15 protein-coding genes are annotated in these 16235 nt (G+C 69.8%); 10 read left to right on the forward strand and 5 right to left on the reverse strand.

The features are described from left to right. Window positions 1-64: 64 nt before the first annotated feature. Genes ABDZ92_RS07010 through ABDZ92_RS07020 form a run of 3 tightly spaced genes read right to left on the reverse strand, consistent with a single transcriptional unit; the run spans window position 65 to window position 3689 of the window. Window positions 65-1378 (reverse strand): amidohydrolase family protein, encoded by a 1314-nt coding sequence (locus ABDZ92_RS07010; RefSeq protein WP_125960678.1) that lies wholly within the window; start codon window positions 1376-1378, stop codon window positions 65-67. Continuing rightward, on the reverse strand, window positions 1375-2796 hold the full coding sequence (locus tag ABDZ92_RS07015; protein WP_125960798.1) for an amidohydrolase: 1422 nt from the start codon (window positions 2794-2796) through the stop codon (window positions 1375-1377). The genes ABDZ92_RS07010 and ABDZ92_RS07015 overlap by 4 nt, the downstream gene beginning before the upstream one ends. Before the next feature lie 50 nt (window positions 2797-2846). Continuing rightward, entirely contained in the window at window positions 2847-3689 is an 843-nt protein-coding gene (locus ABDZ92_RS07020; protein ID WP_125960677.1) for a hypothetical protein, read from the reverse strand. Between the two features lie 91 nt (window positions 3690-3780). Between ABDZ92_RS07020 and ABDZ92_RS07025 the strand changes: the two genes are divergently transcribed. The 10 genes from ABDZ92_RS07025 (at window position 3781) to tal (ending at window position 14014) form a co-directional block, all read left to right on the forward strand. Then, window positions 3781-4443 carry a DUF4129 domain-containing protein gene (locus tag ABDZ92_RS07025; protein WP_125960676.1) on the forward strand — a complete coding sequence of 221 codons (663 nt, stop codon included), beginning with the start codon at window positions 3781-3783 and terminating at the stop codon, window positions 4441-4443. Continuing rightward, on the forward strand, window positions 4440-5672 hold the full coding sequence (locus ABDZ92_RS07030) for a DUF4350 domain-containing protein (RefSeq protein WP_125960675.1): 1233 nt from the start codon (window positions 4440-4442) through the stop codon (window positions 5670-5672). Before ABDZ92_RS07025 ends, ABDZ92_RS07030 begins: the two co-directional genes overlap by 4 nt. Further along, window positions 5669-6625: an AAA family ATPase gene (locus ABDZ92_RS07035; RefSeq protein WP_125960674.1), complete on the forward strand. Its 957-nt coding sequence runs from the start codon at window positions 5669-5671 to the stop codon at window positions 6623-6625. Before ABDZ92_RS07030 ends, ABDZ92_RS07035 begins: the two co-directional genes overlap by 4 nt. After that, window positions 6622-7893: a DUF58 domain-containing protein gene (locus ABDZ92_RS07040; RefSeq protein ID WP_125960673.1), complete on the forward strand. Its 1272-nt coding sequence runs from the start codon at window positions 6622-6624 to the stop codon at window positions 7891-7893. The genes ABDZ92_RS07035 and ABDZ92_RS07040 overlap by 4 nt, the downstream gene beginning before the upstream one ends. Continuing rightward, on the forward strand, window positions 7890-8885 hold the full coding sequence (locus ABDZ92_RS07045) for a stage II sporulation protein M (protein ID WP_125960672.1): 996 nt from the start codon (window positions 7890-7892) through the stop codon (window positions 8883-8885). The genes ABDZ92_RS07040 and ABDZ92_RS07045 overlap by 4 nt, the downstream gene beginning before the upstream one ends. Next, window positions 8878-9759 (forward strand): RDD family protein, encoded by an 882-nt coding sequence (locus tag ABDZ92_RS07050; RefSeq protein WP_241211824.1) that lies wholly within the window; start codon window positions 8878-8880, stop codon window positions 9757-9759. The genes ABDZ92_RS07045 and ABDZ92_RS07050 overlap by 8 nt, the downstream gene beginning before the upstream one ends. A gap of 15 nt (window positions 9760-9774) precedes the next feature. Continuing rightward, window positions 9775-10329, forward strand: a complete 555-nt coding sequence (locus ABDZ92_RS07055; protein ID WP_125960671.1) for a GNAT family N-acetyltransferase — start codon at window positions 9775-9777, stop codon at window positions 10327-10329. Between the two features lie 209 nt (window positions 10330-10538). Beyond that, complete coding sequence (gene dinB / locus ABDZ92_RS07060) at window positions 10539-11618, forward strand: DNA polymerase IV (RefSeq protein ID WP_125960670.1); 1080 nt, start codon at window positions 10539-10541, stop codon at window positions 11616-11618. Further along, window positions 11615-12814, forward strand: a complete 1200-nt coding sequence (locus ABDZ92_RS07065) for an FAD-dependent oxidoreductase (RefSeq protein ID WP_125960669.1) — start codon at window positions 11615-11617, stop codon at window positions 12812-12814. The genes dinB and ABDZ92_RS07065 overlap by 4 nt, the downstream gene beginning before the upstream one ends. 78 nt (window positions 12815-12892) lie before the next feature. Beyond that, the gene (gene tal / locus ABDZ92_RS07070) at window positions 12893-14014 is read left to right on the forward strand and encodes a transaldolase (RefSeq protein WP_125960668.1); all 1122 of its coding nucleotides are present in this window, start codon (window positions 12893-12895) and stop codon (window positions 14012-14014) included. A gap of 99 nt (window positions 14015-14113) precedes the next feature. Here tal and ABDZ92_RS07075 read toward each other — a convergent pair whose 3' ends face one another. Together ABDZ92_RS07075 and ABDZ92_RS07080 are read right to left on the reverse strand one after the other, a co-directional pair. Beyond that, complete coding sequence (locus tag ABDZ92_RS07075) at window positions 14114-15535, reverse strand: amino acid permease (RefSeq protein WP_125960667.1); 1422 nt, start codon at window positions 15533-15535, stop codon at window positions 14114-14116. 25 nt (window positions 15536-15560) lie between these two features. Further along, a complete protein-coding gene (locus ABDZ92_RS07080) occupies window positions 15561-16217 on the reverse strand; it encodes a GntR family transcriptional regulator (RefSeq protein ID WP_125960666.1) in 657 nt (218 codons plus the stop codon). Between the last annotated feature and the right edge of the window lie 18 nt (window positions 16218-16235).

Below are 16235 nucleotides of genomic sequence, written 5' to 3' on the forward strand. Positions count from 1 at the left end.
GGGCGGCGGCTCTCCTGACAAAGCGCGTGCCGCCCGCGCGGTTCCCGCGGGCGGCACGAAGCGGTCAGTATTGATATGCCTTGGGCAACGTGCCCTCGGTCGGATCGAGGTAGCGGTCGCGCAACCGCTGCTGGCGGTGGACGAGCGGCTGCTCGACCCCGTCGACGAACACCTGTGTCGGCATCGAGCCGATCTCCAGCGGATCGCCATCCCAGATCACCACGTCGCCGCGGCGGCCGGGCTGGAGCGAGCCGAACTCGCCGCCCATGCCCAGCGCCTCGGCAGGACGCGAGCTGATTGCCGCAAAGGCGCTGCCCCAGTCGAGCCCGGCGGCACCGGGAATGCGGCTGAGCGCCACGAGGTTGCCGGCGTACTGCTTCACCAGCCGCGCCTGGCGCGCCTCGTCGTTGTTGATCATGCCGATCGCGACGGGGACGCCCGCCGCCTTCAGCCGGCCGATGTTCGACTGGGTGGCGGCGAGTTGCTCGAAGGAGGACGGCAGGTCGGCAAGCGCGCTGGCGATCACCGGCACGCCGGCCGCCGCGATGTCCGCGGCGACGGTCCAGCCTTCCGTGGCGCCGACCAGCACGAGCTTGACGGTGCCGAGTTCGCGCTTGAGATCGAGCAGCGCGCGGATGTCCGACGCGCGCTCGACATGGGCGAGCAGCGGCATGCGCCCCTCGATCACCGGCACCAGCGCCTGCGCGTCGAGGCGGGTGAGCAGCGCGTCCTTGCCGCGATCGGCGAAGCTCGCGGGGCTGCGGGCATATTCGCGCGCCTCGAACAGCGCGTTGCGCAGCATGGCGAAGGCGGCCGGGCGGCTGCCGCCGGCAGCGCGCGCGCCGCTTTCGCCCCATTCCATGAACTGGAAGGCGCGCGGGCGGGTGACCGCGTCCATGTCCGCGGCGAGATCGATGACGGCGCCCTGGCCGGCAAAGATCGAGCCGCCATTCTCGGGCGCGACGACGGCGCGGGTGACGCCCTCAGCCCGGTTGAGGGCGATGGCGGAGGTGCGCGGGTTCACGGCAGGGGCGATGTCGAGCGCGGCGTTGAACACCGTCTCGTCGGCGCTGGCATCGTTCGTGCCGCGCACCGCATCGACCTCGACGATGCCCATGCGGGTGAAACCGGCGAAGATGCCAGGCGTCACCCATTTGCCGCCGGCATCGATGGTGCGCATCCCGGCGGGCACCGCCACGCCGGGACCGGCGGCGACGACGCGACCATCGCGCACCACCACCGTGCCGCCGTCGACCGGACCGGCGCCAGTGCCGACCACCAGCTTGGCGTTGGTGATCGCGACCGTCTGCGCGGAGGCGGGCAGCGCCGCTGCCGTGGCGAGCAGCAGGGCCGCCGTGGAAAGGATCAGGCGCTTCACTTCACATCCCCCTCGCCCGGCTGGCCGAGCTCGAAATCGGAAACCGGCCGCAGCCGCTTGTCATTGGCGTCGAACAGCAGCGCGCCATCGACCCACACCTTTTCGGGGCGGGTGTAGACGCTGAACGGATCGCCGTTCCAAAGCACGACATCGGCCATCTTGCCGGGCTTCAGGCTGCCGGTGACCTGGTCGATGCCGAGCGCACGCGCAGGCGCGATGGCGAGCCAGGTCCAGGCATGTTCGGGGGTGACCGCGATACCGGCGCGGCGCGCCGAGCCCATCACCTTGGCGACTTCCTGGTTCAGCCGCTGGATGCCGTTCTCGTCGTCCGAATGGATCATCGCGCAGGCACCGGCGCGGTCGAGGATGGCGAGGTTTTCGCCGACCGCGTCATAGGCCTCCATCTTGAAGCCCCACCAGTCGGCCCAGACCGCCGCACAGGTGCCGTTCGCCTTCAGCAGATCGGCGATCTTGTAGGCCTCCACCGCGTGGTGGAAGGCGGTCACCTTGTAGCCGAACTCCTTGGCCATATCGAGGACGACGGCCATTTCGTCGGCGCGGTAGCAGTGGTTGTGGACGAGAATCTCGCCGTCCAGGACGCCGCGCAGCGTGTCCATGGCGAGGTCGCGATCGGGCGCGTCGCCGCCGTCCTCCTCATACTTGTCCCACTTGCGATCATAGGCGCGGGCCTTCGCCCAGGTGGCGCGATCGACCGCGACATTGCCCATGCGGGTCGTCGGCATCCGGCCCTTGCTGCCATAGACGCGCTTGGGGTTTTCTCCGCAGGCCATCTTGAGGCCATAGGGAGCGCCAGGGAACTTCATCCCCTGCATGGTGCGGGCGTAGACGTTCTTCACCGTCACCGAGCGGCCGCCGAACAGGTTGGCGGAGCCGGGCAGGATCTGCAGCGTGGTGACCCCGCCGTTCGCGAGCGCGCGGCCGAAGCCGGGGTCCTGCGGCCAGACGCTGTGCTCGGCCCAGACCTCTGCGGTCACCGGCGCCGACATCTCGTTGCCGTCGGACAGCGCCTCGACGCCGGGCGAGGGATAGTCGCCGAGGTGGCTGTGGACGTCGATCACGCCCGGCGTCACCCACTTGCCGGTGCCGTCGATCACGGTCACGCCCTCAGCAGGCGCGATCGACTGGGCGACTTCGACGATCTTGCCGTCGCGGAACAGCACGGCGCCGCCGTCGATGCGGCCACCCTCGCCATCATAGATGGTAACGTTGGTGAGGAGCGTCGGCCGGCCGGGATAGGCGCGGTAGGTGGAGGGATAGGGATCGTGGTTATACCCCTTGCCCGCGCCGGGCGCCTCGTCGCCCTTGTCCTTCTTGGCGCTGGCCGAACGATCGCCGGCGGTATGCGCCCGCGTCCCATCGGCCGCGCAGGCGGCGAGCCCGCCGGCCGCGGCGAGCATCAGCAACGTTCGTAGCAAGCCTGTTCTCCGTTCCTGTCGATGTCGGGCGGTCATGCGAACACCGCCTCCAGATCCTCGCCCACCAGCCCTTCGCGTTCGGACTTGAGCTGGTGGTAGATGGTCGAAAGTCCGGCCGCGCCCATCGCCCCGGTGAGGGTCGCGACCAGCGTCTGGATGACGATGCTGCCGATCCGGGCGCCGCTGGTCTGGCTGGCGAGCGCGAAGCCCTGGCCCATGCCGCCGAACAGCGACCAAGCCACGAACACGACCGCGAAGAGCAGCAGCAGCCGCCAGCGGGCGCCGCGCAGGAGCTCCCCGCTGCGCGCGAAGCTGGCAAAGATGCCGGGACGCTCAGCGACCAGGACCGGGAGCACGATCGCCCAGGTCAGCATCAGCACCAGTCCCGGGATGATGAAGAGCATCAAGCCGAAGGCGACACCCACCCACAGCAGCAGCCGGACGAGAATGGCGGGCAGCAGCAGCCGCAGTCCCTGCGCCAGCGCCGGCCCGAACTGCACCGGCCGCCCGGCAAGCACGTCGAGCGCGATCGCGATCATCACGACTTCGCCCAGCGTGCCCACCAGCAGGCTGACCAGCCAGCCGATGCCGAGGGCGGTCAGCACCTGCTCGTCCGGCATGGTGAACATCCGGGCGGTTGCGTCGAAGCCGAGTGCCGTCTGGAGGGCGGTGGCTGGCAGCGCGATCGTCACCAGGCTGGTCGCCAGCATCGGCAGGCGCGCACGGCCGATCGTCGAGAAGCTCTGCGAGACCACGTCGGTGATGCGGAAGCGCCAGGGATGTCGCCGCGCCTCGGTACGCGCCGCGAAGATCAGGGCGGCGATGAACAGGAAGGGCAGCGCAAGCAGCACCACCAACATCAATATGACTGCCATGGATCCCCCGCCCCCCGCCGGTTCGCCAAGCCTAGGCGAAAAGCGTTGCGTGTAAATCGGCGATTTGCTCCAACGGCGCGCAGGGGGACGAATGACGGCACGCGCATCCATGGAGGCCGCATCGGCGGCAGCGCCGCCCGACCCCGCGCGTGTGGCGGAGGCGCATCGCGCGATCCTGGCCGACAAGAGCATCCAGTTCGACCTGCCAATGCGGCACATCGAGGCGCGCGAGACGCCCGAGTGGCTGAAGGCGCTGGGCAGAGCGATCGCGCGCTTCGTCGCCTGGGTCGGCGACGGCTGGACCGTGATCGGCTGGATCGCGGCGGCAGTAGTGGTTGCGGTGCTGCTGTTCGCGCTGGTTCCGGGGTTGCGGGACTGGGTCCTCTCGATCGTCCGGCGCGGCCGCAGCGACGTGGACGAGACGCCGCAATGGGCGCCGACGGAGCGCCAGGCCCGCGCGCTACTGGAAGAGGCGGACGCGCTGGCGGCCGGCGGCCGCTATGACGAGGCGGTGCACCTGATCCTGTTCCGCAGCATCGACGACATTGCCGCCTGGCGCGGCGAGCTAGTGCGCCCCTCCTCTACCAGCCGCGACATCGCGCGGGCCGAGGGGCTACCAGGCGAGGCGCGCGGGGTGTTCGCGCGGATCGTGGCGGCGGTGGAGCGCAGCTGGTTCGGCGGGCGTGCGCTGGAGGCGGGCGACTGGGAAGCGGCCCGTGCGGATTACGCTCGGTTCGCACTGAAGACCGCATGAGCGCGACACCCGAGCCCTTTGCGCGGCGCACCGCGATCGTGCTGGTGGTGGTCGGCACGCTGCTGGCGCTGGCGGCGATCCTGCTCAACGGCTTTTCCGACGTGCTGTCGCGCCAGCTGGGCTCGCTTCCGGCGGCCGACGAGAAGCATGGCGCCGGCTATTATGCCCTTCGCCAGCTGGTCGACCGCACCGGCGGTGGCGGATCGCTGGTGGCCGATCCGGACGATCTGGCCGCGATGCCCGAATTGGCGGTGCTGACGCCGGCGATCGACACCCAGCCCGAGCAGGTGGCCAGGCTGGTGCAGGCGCGCGAGGCACATGCGGCCGCGGCGGAGGAGGAAGACGCAGAGGAGAGCGGCGACTTTCCGACGCTGATCGTGCTGCCCAAGTGGCACGTGTCGGCGCTGCCGTTACAGCCCAATCGGGTGCAGCGCGTGGGGCTGCTGAGTTCCGAGAAGGTCGCAGCGCTGGTGCCCGCCAAGGCTGTCGACACCACCTATGGCGCGACGCAGGAGATGCGCAGCGCCCCGGGCTGGAAGCTCCGCCCCTTCCTGGCGCCCCGGTATCTTAGCGCCGTAACAGGCAAGACACTGGTCCCGGTCCTGCGGGACCAGGACGGGGCGGCAGTGCTGGCGCGAATCGGGCGGACGAACACCTATGTGCTCTCCGACCCGGACCTCCTCAACAATGCCGCGCTCAAGCACCCGCAGAATGCGCAGGCGGCGATCGCGCTGCTCGCGGCCCTCGACCCGAAATATCCGGGTGCGGCCGTGTTCGACGCGTCGCTGCATTATGGCCCAGGCGACCGCAACCTGGTGAAGCTGCTGTTCACGCCGCCGTTCCTGGCGGCGACCCTGGCGATGATCGCCGCCGCCGTGCTGGCGGGACTTGCGACCGCGGTGCGGTTCGGGCCGGTGCTGCGCGAGCGGCGGGCGGTGGCGCTTGGGAAAGCGGCGCTGATCGACAACATCGCCGCCCTCACCCGCTTGTCCGGCAGAACGCTCTCGGCCGGGGGGCGCTACGCCGACATCGCGCGCGAGGGGCTGGTTCGCACCATGGACCTGCCGCGCGACCTGGACGAGGCCGGCGTGCTGGAGCGCCTCGACCGGCTGGGCGACCGCCCCGCCCCCTATTCGCAGATCGACCATCGCCTGCGCACCGCCCGCACAGAAGCGGAGCTGGTGGCGGCGGCCCGACAACTCCACGCATGGAAGGACGCATTGGCATGACGCTCGAAGAGGTCCGGTCGCTCGGACAGGCGATCGACCGCGAGATCGCAAAGGCCGTGGTGGACCAGGGACCGGTGGTGCGCTTCCTGGCGATCGCGCTGTTTTCCGCCGGCCATGTGCTGCTGGAGGGGCCGCCGGGCACCGCCAAGACGCTGCTGGCACAGAGCTTCGCCCGTTCGCTGAGCCTGGACTTCGGGCGCATCCAGTTCACGCCCGACCTGATGCCCGGCGACATCATCGGCGCGAACCTGTTCAACTTCCAGACGTCCAGCTTCGCGCTCACCCGCGGCCCGGTGTTCTGCGAGCTGCTGCTGGCCGACGAAATCAACCGCACCCCGCCCAAGACGCAAGCGGCGCTCTTGGAGGCGATGCAGGAGCGCGCGATCACCACCGACGGCCGTACCGAGCGGCTGTCGGATCGCTTCACCGTGGTCGCGACCCAGAACCCGATCGAGCAGCAGGGCGTCTATCCGCTGCCCGAGGCGCAGCTCGACCGCTTCTTGTTCAAGCTGTCGATCGGCTGGCCGTCCGAGGAATCGGAGCGCGCGATCGTCGCGCAGTACGGCAACCGCACCGGTACGCCGCGGCCCGAGGACTCGGGCGTGCAGCCGGTCGCGGGTGCCGCGGAGATTGCAGCCGCCATTGCTGCGGTGTCGGAGGTACGACTGGTCGATCCGGTGATCGACTATATCGTGCGGCTGGTGCGGGCGACCCGCGAGCATCCCGATATCGCGAGCGGCGCCTCCCCGCGCGCCGCATCGGCCATGGCCGCGGCAGCGCGGGCCGCAGCGGCGCTGGAGGGGCGTGACTATGTCATCCCCGACGACGTGAAGCTGCTCGCTCCGGCGCTGCTGCGCCACCGGCTGATCCTGTCGCCTGCGGCCGAGATCGACGGGCGGCGGATCGACGATGTCGTCACCGGGCTGATCGACGCGACCGAGGCGCCGCGTTGATCTATCCCACCCAGCGCGCGGTGTGGCTGGTGGCCGCGGCGGCGCCGGTGGCGCTCGCCGTCGGCATCGTCGCGCCGGGCGCCTGGGTGGCAGCACTCGGCTGGGTGGCGCTGATGCTGGTGCTGGTGGTGGTCGACGCGCTGCTGGCGCCACGGCTCGGCAGCGCCCGGCTGTCGATCGCGACCCCGGCGGCAATTCACGTCGGCGAGACGTTCGACCTCGCACCGCGACTGGAGCAGGACACGCGCGTGTTGCCTGCTGCCTTTGCCGCCGAAATTGCGGGACCGCTGGAGCGCGAGGGGTCACGCACCAGCACCCGCTTCCGGGCCGTCCGGCGCGGGCGCGCAGTCGTGGAAGCGCTATGGGCGCGCCATGCCGGGCCGATGGGGCTCGCCTGGCGACAGACGCGCCGGCCGGGCGGCCAGGCGATCGCCGTCATGCCCGACATCCGCCCGGTCCGCGACGAGGGGATGCGCCAGTATCTCAACAGCCAGCATACCGGCCTGCGCATGCGGCGCGACAGCGGCGAGGGGCAGGAATTCCAGGTACTCACCGACTTCCAGCCCGGCATGGAACGGCGCACCATTGACTGGAAGGCGTCGGCCAAGCACGCGTCGCTGCTTGCCCGCGAGTACCAGACGGAGCGCGACAATGCGGTGGTGTTCGCGGTCGATGCGGGGCGCGCGATGAGCGACCCGGTCGGCGGCGTGCCGCGGGTCGACCGCGCCGTCTCGGCAGCGCTGCTCGCGGCATTCGTGGCGCTGAAGTCGGGCGACCGGGTGCGGCTCTATTCCTTTGCCGCTCGGCCGCAGGTGGATTCGGGCACGCTGTCGGGCACGCGCGGCTTTGCGCGGCTGCACCACGCCGCGGCCGACATCGACTATGGCACCGACGAGAGCAACTACACGTTGTCGCTGGTGACGCTGGACTCGCGACTGGAGCGGCGTTCGCTGGTGGTGCTGTTCACGGAGTTCACCGACCCCACCAGCGCGGAACTGATGCTTGCCGCCGCCCAGCGCATGTTGAAGCGCCACCGGCTGCTGTTCGTGCTGTTCCGCGACGAAGAGCTGGAGGGAATCCAGGATGCCGAGCCGAAGGATGCCGACGATGTGGTGCGCGCGACCGTCGCCCATGCGCTGCTGCGCGAGCGGCGGATCGTGATCGAACGGCTGCGGCGGATGGGCGTGGACGTGATCGAGGCGCCGGCCGAGGCGATGGCGCTCCGGCTGGTCGAGCGCTATCTCCGCCACCGGGAGCGGGTGGCATGAACGCGCCACTGTTCGCCAGCCGCCACTTCCGTGCCGAGCGCGAGGCTGACTGGGCGCGGCTGGAGGCGCTGCTCGACGTCGTCGAGAGCAAGAGCCCCCGGCGCCTTTCCGAAGAGGACTTGTTCGAGCTGCCGCGGCTGTACCGCGCGACCTTGTCGGCGCTGTCGGTGGCGCGCGAGACGTCGCTGGATGCGTCGCTGGTCGACTATCTCGAGCGGCTGTCGACCCGCGCCTATTTCGTGCTCTACGGCTGCCGCGCGCCGTGGGGGCGGCAGATCGTCGATTTCTTTGCGCGCGGGCTGCCGCAGGCGGTGCGCACGCTGTGGCCCGAGATCCTGGTGGCGACGCTGCTCACCATTTTGAGCGCTGTTGCCGCTTACGCCTTGATCCGCGCCGAACCCGCGTGGTTCGGCGCGATCATGCCATCCGAGATGGCGAGCGGCCGCGACATGAGCGCCTCCACCGAGTTCCTGCGCAAGTCGCTCTACGACAAGCCGGAGGATGGCGGGCTGGAGGTGTTCGCGGCCTTTCTGTTCACCCACAACGCGCAGGTCTCGTTCCTGTGCTTTGCGCTGGGCTTTGCGCTCGGCATTCCGACGCTGATCCTGCTGGTGCAGAACGGCGCGATGCTGGGCGCGATCTTCGCGGTCTATACGCCGCATGGCCTCGCGCCCGGGCTGTTCGGCTGGCTGATGATTCATGGATCGACCGAGCTGAGCGCCATCGTCCTGGCGGCCGCCGCAGGGCTGCGGATCGGCCACACCATCGCCTTTCCGGGCGAACGCGGACGCGTCGCTGCCGCAGGGGCGGCCGGCCGGACCGCCGCCACCGTGATGCTGGGCGTCATCCTGATGCTGCTGGTGGCCGGCCTGCTGGAGGGGTTCGCGCGCCAGCTGGTGACCAGCGACAGCGCACGCTACGCCATCGCCGGTGCGATGTTCGCCCTGTGGGTCGGCTATTTCAGCCTCGTCGGGCGCCGTCGCCGTGGCTAGGCGCCCGCGCAAGCCGCGCCCGCCGCTGTCGCTCGACCGTGCGCTGGTGACGCCCGAGGGGGTGACCCTTCACGTGCGGCTGGGAAGCGGTGGCGCCCGCGCGGGCGCGCTGGTGCTGGACCTGCTGGTCATGCTGGCGATCCTGGTCGGCTTCACCCTGCTGGTGGTGCTGCTCGCCCAAGCGGGAGGAACCGCGACCGGCCCGCTGCTGATGGTCGTGTGGCTGCTCGGCTTCTTCCTGCTGCGCAACTTCTACTTCGTGGCGTTCGAGGCGGGCGGGCGCGCGGCGACGCCGGGCAAGCGGATGCAGAAGCTGCGGGTGGTGGCGCGGGACGGGGGGCGGCTGACCCCGACGGCCGTGCTGGCGCGCAACCTGATGCGCGAGGTCGAGCTGTTCCTGCCGCTGAGCTTCCTCCCCTTTGCCTTTGCGGAAGGGACGATCGACGGTTGGGTCGGCTTCCTGGCGCTCGGCTGGGCGTGCCTGTTTCTGTTCTTCCTCCTGTTCAACCGCGACCGGATGCGCGCAGGCGACCTGGTGGCGGGCACCTGGGTGGTGGAGAACGAGCGCGGGCAGATCGGCGCGGAGCTGCTCGATCCCGCCGCGCTGGAGGGCGATCGCTATCGCTTCGCGCCGCACGAACTCGCCGCCTATGGCGCATTCGAGTTGCACAAGCTTGAGGACGTGCTGCGCCGGAACGACCGGCACGACCAGTTCATGGTGGCGCGCACCATCCGCATCAAGCTCGGCCGCAACCCCGACGAGGGCTATGACCGCGAGTTCCTGGAGGCCTATTACGCAGCGCTGCGGCTGGAGCTCGAACGCAAGCTCCTGTTCGGCAAGCGCAAGAAGGACAAGCACGACCAGCAGGGTTGAGGAGGAGGCAGTCCGATGGAAGGCACTCAGGGGAACGCAGAGATCGAGACCGAGCGCCTGACCCTTGCCCGCCCGACGCTCGCGGACCTGGACGACAGCCATGCGATGCTGAGCGATGCGGGCGTGATGGCCTTCATCGGGGGGCAGCCGATCCGCCGCGAGGATGCGTGGAACAAGCTGCTGCGCAACATCGGCCACTGGACGGCCTTTGGCTACGGCATCTTCACCGTCCGCGAGAAGGACGGCGGACGCTTCCTGGGCGAAGTGGGAATCGCCCATTTCGCGCGCGGGTTCGGCGCCGCCTTCGATCCCTTTCCGGAAGCCGCATGGATCCTGGCGGCGCAAGGCCATGGCAGGGGCTATGCCACGGAAGCCGTGCAGGCAGCGCATGCGTGGATGGCCGAGGTGCATGGCGCCGAACGCACGGTGTGCCTCATCCACCCCGACAATTTGCCATCGCGGCGGGTGGCGGAGAAGCTCGGCTACCGGCGCTTCGGCGAGGTCCACTATCGTGACGCGCCGGGCATTCTGTTCGAACGGGGCGGGCTCGGCGCTGAGGTGACACCGTAGCAAGAGCTTATCCGTACCCCGGCGAAGGCCGGGGTCCAGTTGCGGTGCAATCGCGATGTGCCACGCGCCTCAACCGTCCCCCATCTGGGCCCCGGCCTTCGCCGGGGTACGGGCTCACCGCGGCTTTGATGCCGGCACCATGATAGCGAAGAGCCACCAAGGTTGGCGGGTGACATCGGGGACGTTTGTTCCTATCCTGTTCGCGTGCCATGACCCGCAAGATCATCCATGTCGACATGGACGCCTTTTTCGCGTCGGTGGAGCAGCGCGACGCGCCGGAGCTGCGCGGGCGGCCCGTGGCGGTGGGCGGCTCGAGCGGGCGCGGGGTGGTCGCGGCGGCGAGCTACGAGGCGCGGCGCTTCGGGGTACGCTCGGCGATGCCCTCGGCGCGGGCGATCCGGCAGTGCCCGGAACTGGTGTTCGTGCGGCCGCGCTTCGACGTCTATCGCGCAGTGTCGCAGCAGATCCGCGCGATCTTTCACAGCTATACGCCGCTGGTCGAGCCGCTGTCGCTGGACGAGGCCTATCTGGACGTGACCGAAAACCTCGCGGGGCTGCCGTCCGCGACCGAGACGGCGCTGGAGATCCGGCGGCGCATCCGCGAGGAAACCGGCCTCACCGCGTCGGCCGGCATCTCCTACAACAAATTCCTGGCGAAGCTCGCCTCCGACGCCAACAAGCCCGACGGGCAGTGCGTCATCCCGCCGGGTGCGGGCGAGGCGTTCGTCGCCAAGCTGGAGGTGGGGCGTTTCCACGGCATCGGCCCGCGTACGGCCGAGAAGATGGCCGGGCTCGGCATCCACACCGGCGCCGACCTGCGCGCAAAGGAGCTGCCATGGCTGCGCGCGCACTTCGGCAAGTCGGGCGAATGGTATTACCGCGTCGCCCGCGGCGAGGACCACCGCGCCGTTACGCCGGACCGGGTGCGCAAGTCGTCGGGGTCGGAAACCACCTACGCCATCAACCTCGTCACGCCCGAGGCGGTGGAGGACGGCATCCGCGCAATGGCCGACGATGTCTGGGAATGGTGCGAACGCACGCGCAGTTCCGGCCGCACCGTGACGACCAAGATCCGCTTCGCCGACTTCCGCACCCTGACGCGCAGCCGCAGCCTGGCCGAGCCGGTCGGCGACCGGGAAACGCTGCACGCGATCGCGGTGGAGCTGGTGCGCGGGCTCTATCCGCTGCCGATGGGGGTGCGGCTGCTGGGCGTCACCCTCTCCAACCTCGGCCCCCTGCCCGATCCGGCGACACCCGGCGTGCAGATGGCGTTGGACTTGGCGCGATGACGGCGCGGACGATCGCGGTAGCGGGCTGCGGCCCAGCCGGCTTGGCAGCCGCGCTGCTGCTCGCGCGGGACGGCCACCATGTCACCCTGTTCGAGCGGTTCGCGACGCCGCAGCCGATCGGGTCGGGGCTGATGCTGCAGCCGACCGGGCTTGCCGTGATGCGGGAGCTTGGACTGACGCAGGAAGTGCTGGCGCGGGGCGCGCGCGTCGATCGCCTGCTCGGGTGCACTGCGGAAGGCAGCGTCGTGCTGGACGTCGCCTATCGGGCGCTCAGGGGCGAGCGCTTCGGGCTCGGCATCCACCGGGCGAGCCTGTTCGGCGTGTTGTTCGATGCTGCGATCGCAGCCGGTATCCCGATCGAGACGGGTCAGACGGTGATCGGCAGCGAGCCGGCCAGCGACGGCGGTCGCCGCCTGCTCTTCGAAGGCGGCACCCGCAGCGTGCGGTTCGACCTAGTGGTCGACGCGCTGGGCAGCCGCACGCCGCTGGCACCGCCCACGGGCCGCGAACTCGCCTATGGCGCGCTGTGGACGAGCCTCGCCTGGCCCGAAGAGAGCGCGCTGTCGCCGAGTACGCTGGAGCAGCGCTATCACCGGGCGAGCCAAATGGTCGGCGTGCTGCCGACGGGCAAGCGCGCCGGTGGCGGTGGCGCCGAAGCCTCGCTGTTCTGGTCGCTGCGGCTCGACCGGCTGGAAGCGTGGCGGGCGGCCGGACTGGCGGCGTGGAAGGCGGAGGTGCGGGCGCTGTGGCCGGGAACCGAGCCGCTGCTCGCCCGGATCGACCATCCCGACCAGCTCGCCGTGGCGCGTTATGCGCATCGCACGCTTTTGAAGCCGGCGGCCACGGGCCTGATCCACATCGGCGACGCCTGGCACTCGGCGAGCCCGCAGTTGGGCCAGGGGGCGAACATTGCGCTCCTCGATGCCTTTGCGCTGCGGCAGGGGCTGCGCGGTGCCGCGACGATGGAGGCAGGGTTGGCGCGCACGGTGTCGCTGCGACGGCGGCACGTCGCGCTGTACCAGGCGCTGACGGCGCTGCTGACGCCGGTCTATCAGTCCGACAGCCGGGTGATCCCCGCATTGCGCGACCGGCTGGTGGCGCCGCTCTCTCGCCTGCCGCTGGTGGAGCGGATCCAGGCCGCGCTGGTGGCGGGACTGGTCGGCCGGCCGCTCGCGAAGCTGGCACTGCACGCGTGAGTCGATTTTTGCCGCGGCTGGCGGCATAGCGCTCCCAAAGCCGGGCTCTGGGTCCGGCGCAGGCTGAAAGGACAGGTAATGGGGCTGCTCAACGATCTCGGCGCCAAGGGCACCGCACCGTGGCTCGACTTCGTCGACCGCAAGTTCCTGGAAGCGGGCGGGCTGGAAAAGCTCGTCGCCGAGGACGGGCTGACCGGCGTCACCTCCAACCCCGCCATTTTCGAGAAGGCGATGGGCTATGGCGATGCCTATGACGCGACGCTGGCGGCCTATGATGCCGCTCACCCGGGTGCGGCGACGATCGACCGCTACGAGCATCTGGCGATCCAGGACATCAAGGCCGCGGCCGAGACGCTGCGCCCGGTCTATGACCGTACCGATGCCAAGGACGGCTATGTCAGCCTGGAAGTGTCGCCGTATATCGCGGACGACACCGACGCGACCATTGCCGAGGCGCAGAAGCTGTGGGCGGCGGTCGACCGGCCGAACCTGATGATCAAGATCCCGGGCACGCCGGCGGGTGCGCCCGCGATCGCGGCGACGGTTGCAGCCGGCATCAACGTCAACGTGACGCTGCTGTTCTCGCTGGAGGCGTACCAGCGCGTCGCCGAGGCGCATGTCGCGGGTCTCGAGCAGCGCGCGGCACAGGGCCTGCCGATCGACCGGATCGCGGGCGTCGCGAGCTTCTTCGTCAGCCGCCTCGACGCGGTGATGGACAAGGCGATCGACACGCGGGTCGCCGAGGGCGATCCCGAGGCCGAAGCGCTGAAGGCGCTGCGCGGCAAGGTCGCCATCGCCAACGCCAAGGCGGCCTATGCCTGGTACCAGGACTTCATCGCGAGCGACCGTTGGCAGGCACTCGCCGCCAAGGGCGCGCAGCCGCAGCGGCTGCTGTGGGCGTCGACCGGGACCAAGGACCCAGCCTATCCGGATACGCTCTACGTCGACGCGCTGATTGGGCCAGACACGGTCAACACCATGCCGCCCAAGACCATGGACGCGTTCCGTGAGCGGGGCACCGTCGCCGACACGCTCACCGCCGACCTGGACGGCGCGCGCCACGTGCTGGCGGAGGCCGAGCGGCTGGGCCTGGACCTGAACGGCGCCACCCAGCGGCTGGTCGAAGAGGGCGTTGCCTCGTTCGTGAAGGCGTTCGACGACCTGCTGGGGGCGATCGCCAAGAAGCATCCCGGCGCCTGAAACGACAAACGGGAGGTGCGGCATCCCCGCACCTCCCGCACTATCCCGGCGCGAATGCCGGGCGAAGACCTGGGCGCGGCGCGGGTGCACCGCGCAGGTTCAGGCGGCGGCGACCGGCTTCGGTTCGCGCGCGTCGCTGTGGCGACGGCCATAGGCGAAGTAGATCACAAGGCCGATGACGTTCCACAGCGCGAAGCGAGTGATGGTGGAGCTCGGCAGGCTGATGAACAGATAGATGCAGCCGAGGATCGCGAGCGTGCCGACCACATAGGGTGCCGGGCAGCGGAACAGCCGCGGCAGCTCCGGAAAGCGGCGGCGCAGGATCATCAGGCAGGCGCCCACCGCGATGAAGGCGACCAGCGTGCCGGCGTTGGCGAGCTCGGCGATCTCGTCGAGGCGGAAGAAGCCGGCGACCGCCGCGACCGAGACGCCCGTCACCAGCGTGATCAACGTCGGAGCGCCGGTGCGCGGGCTGACCTTGGCGAGGCCGCGGGGCAGCAGGCCGTCGCGCGCCATCACGAAGAAGATGCGGCTCTGGCCGTACATCATCACCAGGATCACCGAGGGCAGCGCGACGACCGCTGCCAGCGCGATCAGGTGTGCGGCAACCGGTTGTTGGAGCGAGCGCAGCACCAGCGCCAGCGGCTCGGGCGAGTTGGCGAGGGCGGTGTAGGGCAGCGCGCCGACGGCTGCGACCGCGACCGCCATGTAGATGATCGTGCACACCAGCATCGATCCAACGATGCCGATGGTGAGGTCGCGGCCCGGGTTCTTGGCTTCCTCGGCCGAGGTCGCCACCGCGTCGAAGCCATAGAAGGCGAAGAACACGATTGCGGCCGCCGCCATGACGCCACGCTTCTCGCCCATCACCTCGGTGCTGCCGAAGCCATAGGGCATGAACGGCTGGAGGTTGTCGGCCTGGAAGGCCGGCAGCGCAAAGGCGACGAACACGCTGAGCGCCACCAGCTTGATGATGACGAGGATGATGTTGAGGGTCGCGCTCTCGCGCGTGCCGGCGATCAGCATGCCCATGACGGACAGCGCGACCAGCACGGCCGGCAGGTTGATGATGCCGCCATCATGCGGCCCCACCAGCAGCGCCTGCGGCAGGGTCACGCCCGCCGCCTGGATCCAGCCGACGAGATAGCCGGACCAGCCGACCGCGACGGTCGAGCAGGCGAGCGAATATTCGAGGATCAGGCTCCAGCCGACGATCCAGGCGATCCCCTCGCCCATCGCGGTGTAGCTGAAGGTATAGGCGCTACCTGCGGCCGGGATCAGCGTCGCCATCTCGGCATAGGCGAGTGCCGCGCAGGCGCAGACCGCCCCGGCGATGGCGAAGGCGAGGATGACGGCCGGCCCGGCACGTTCCGCGCCGACGCCGGTGAGTGTGTAGATGCCGGTGCCGACGATGGCGCCGACCCCCAGCGCGATCAGGTGCGGCCAGCTCAGCGTCTTGGCGAGCCGGTGTCCCTCCTGTTGACTGCCCATCGTGTGGATCGATTTACGCGGCCCGAACATCGGCTCTCCCCCCTGGTTTTTCGTCTTAGCCGGACAATTCCGAGCCGAATTCGGCGCGAAGATCGTCCAGCGTTGCCTGAATGTGTGCGCTCAGCAGCCGTTCCACCGTAGGCCCATCGCCGGCGAGCCACGCATCGAGCAGGTCGCGATGCTCCAGGTGCGCGCGATCCTCGCGTCCGGCGGGCTGGAGGTGGGCGATGACATAGCGTTCGGACAGCACCGTCAGCCGCTCGACCAGCTGGGTGGTGAGCAACCGCCCGCTCGGCCGCACCAGCGCGGTGTGGAAGCTGCGGTTGCAGCTGGCGACGCTGGCGAGATTGTTGCTGGCGGCGCTGTCGAGCGCCTCGAACGCTGCGATGGTGGCCGCACGGTCTGCGTCATCGGCGCGTTCCGCCGCACGGGCAGCGGCTGGCGGCTCCAGCACCAGCCGCAGCTCGAAGATTTCCTCCGCCTCCGCGGCCGACATGGGACGCACGAAATAGCCGCGGTTCGCCTGGCTGGTGAGCAGCCCTTCCTGCTCCAGCCGCGCCAGCGCCTCACGCAGGGGAATTTTGCTCACCCCCAGTTCGTTGGCGAGCGCATCCTGACGGATCGGCACCTCCCGCGGAAGGACGCCGGTGATGATCCGCTCGCGGATGATTTCGAATACCTGTTCAGAGAGCGTGCGGACGACGATGCTCATCTGCGAAAAACCTCCGGA

It is taken from the genome of Sphingomonas molluscorum, assembly GCF_039522995.1.
Classification (GTDB): Bacteria; Pseudomonadota; Alphaproteobacteria; order Sphingomonadales; family Sphingomonadaceae; genus Sphingomonas; species Sphingomonas molluscorum.

Bases quoted from the DNA above. Each gene is read 5' to 3' on its own strand.
- ABDZ92_RS07020 (WP_125960677.1), bottom strand. From the start codon at position 3,689: ATGGCAGTCATATTGATGTTGGTGGTGCTGCTTGCGCTGCCCTTCCTG.
- dinB (WP_125960670.1), top strand. From the start codon at position 10,539: ATGACCCGCAAGATCATCCATGTCGACATGGACGCCTTTTTCGCGTCG.
- ABDZ92_RS07080 (WP_125960666.1), bottom strand. From the start codon at position 16,217: ATGAGCATCGTCGTCCGCACGCTCTCTGAACAGGTATTCGAAATCATC.
- ABDZ92_RS07055 (WP_125960671.1), top strand. From the start codon at position 9,775: ATGGAAGGCACTCAGGGGAACGCAGAGATCGAGACCGAGCGCCTGACC.
- ABDZ92_RS07065 (WP_125960669.1), top strand. From the start codon at position 11,615: ATGACGGCGCGGACGATCGCGGTAGCGGGCTGCGGCCCAGCCGGCTTG.
- ABDZ92_RS07030 (WP_125960675.1), top strand. From the start codon at position 4,440: ATGAGCGCGACACCCGAGCCCTTTGCGCGGCGCACCGCGATCGTGCTG.
- ABDZ92_RS07045 (WP_125960672.1), top strand. From the start codon at position 7,890: ATGAACGCGCCACTGTTCGCCAGCCGCCACTTCCGTGCCGAGCGCGAG.
- ABDZ92_RS07035 (WP_125960674.1), top strand. From the start codon at position 5,669: ATGACGCTCGAAGAGGTCCGGTCGCTCGGACAGGCGATCGACCGCGAG.
- ABDZ92_RS07075 (WP_125960667.1), bottom strand. From the start codon at position 15,535: ATGTTCGGGCCGCGTAAATCGATCCACACGATGGGCAGTCAACAGGAG.
- tal (WP_125960668.1), top strand. From the start codon at position 12,893: ATGGGGCTGCTCAACGATCTCGGCGCCAAGGGCACCGCACCGTGGCTC.
- ABDZ92_RS07015 (WP_125960798.1), bottom strand. From the start codon at position 2,796: ATGCTCGCCGCGGCCGGCGGGCTCGCCGCCTGCGCGGCCGATGGGACG.
- ABDZ92_RS07025 (WP_125960676.1), top strand. From the start codon at position 3,781: ATGACGGCACGCGCATCCATGGAGGCCGCATCGGCGGCAGCGCCGCCC.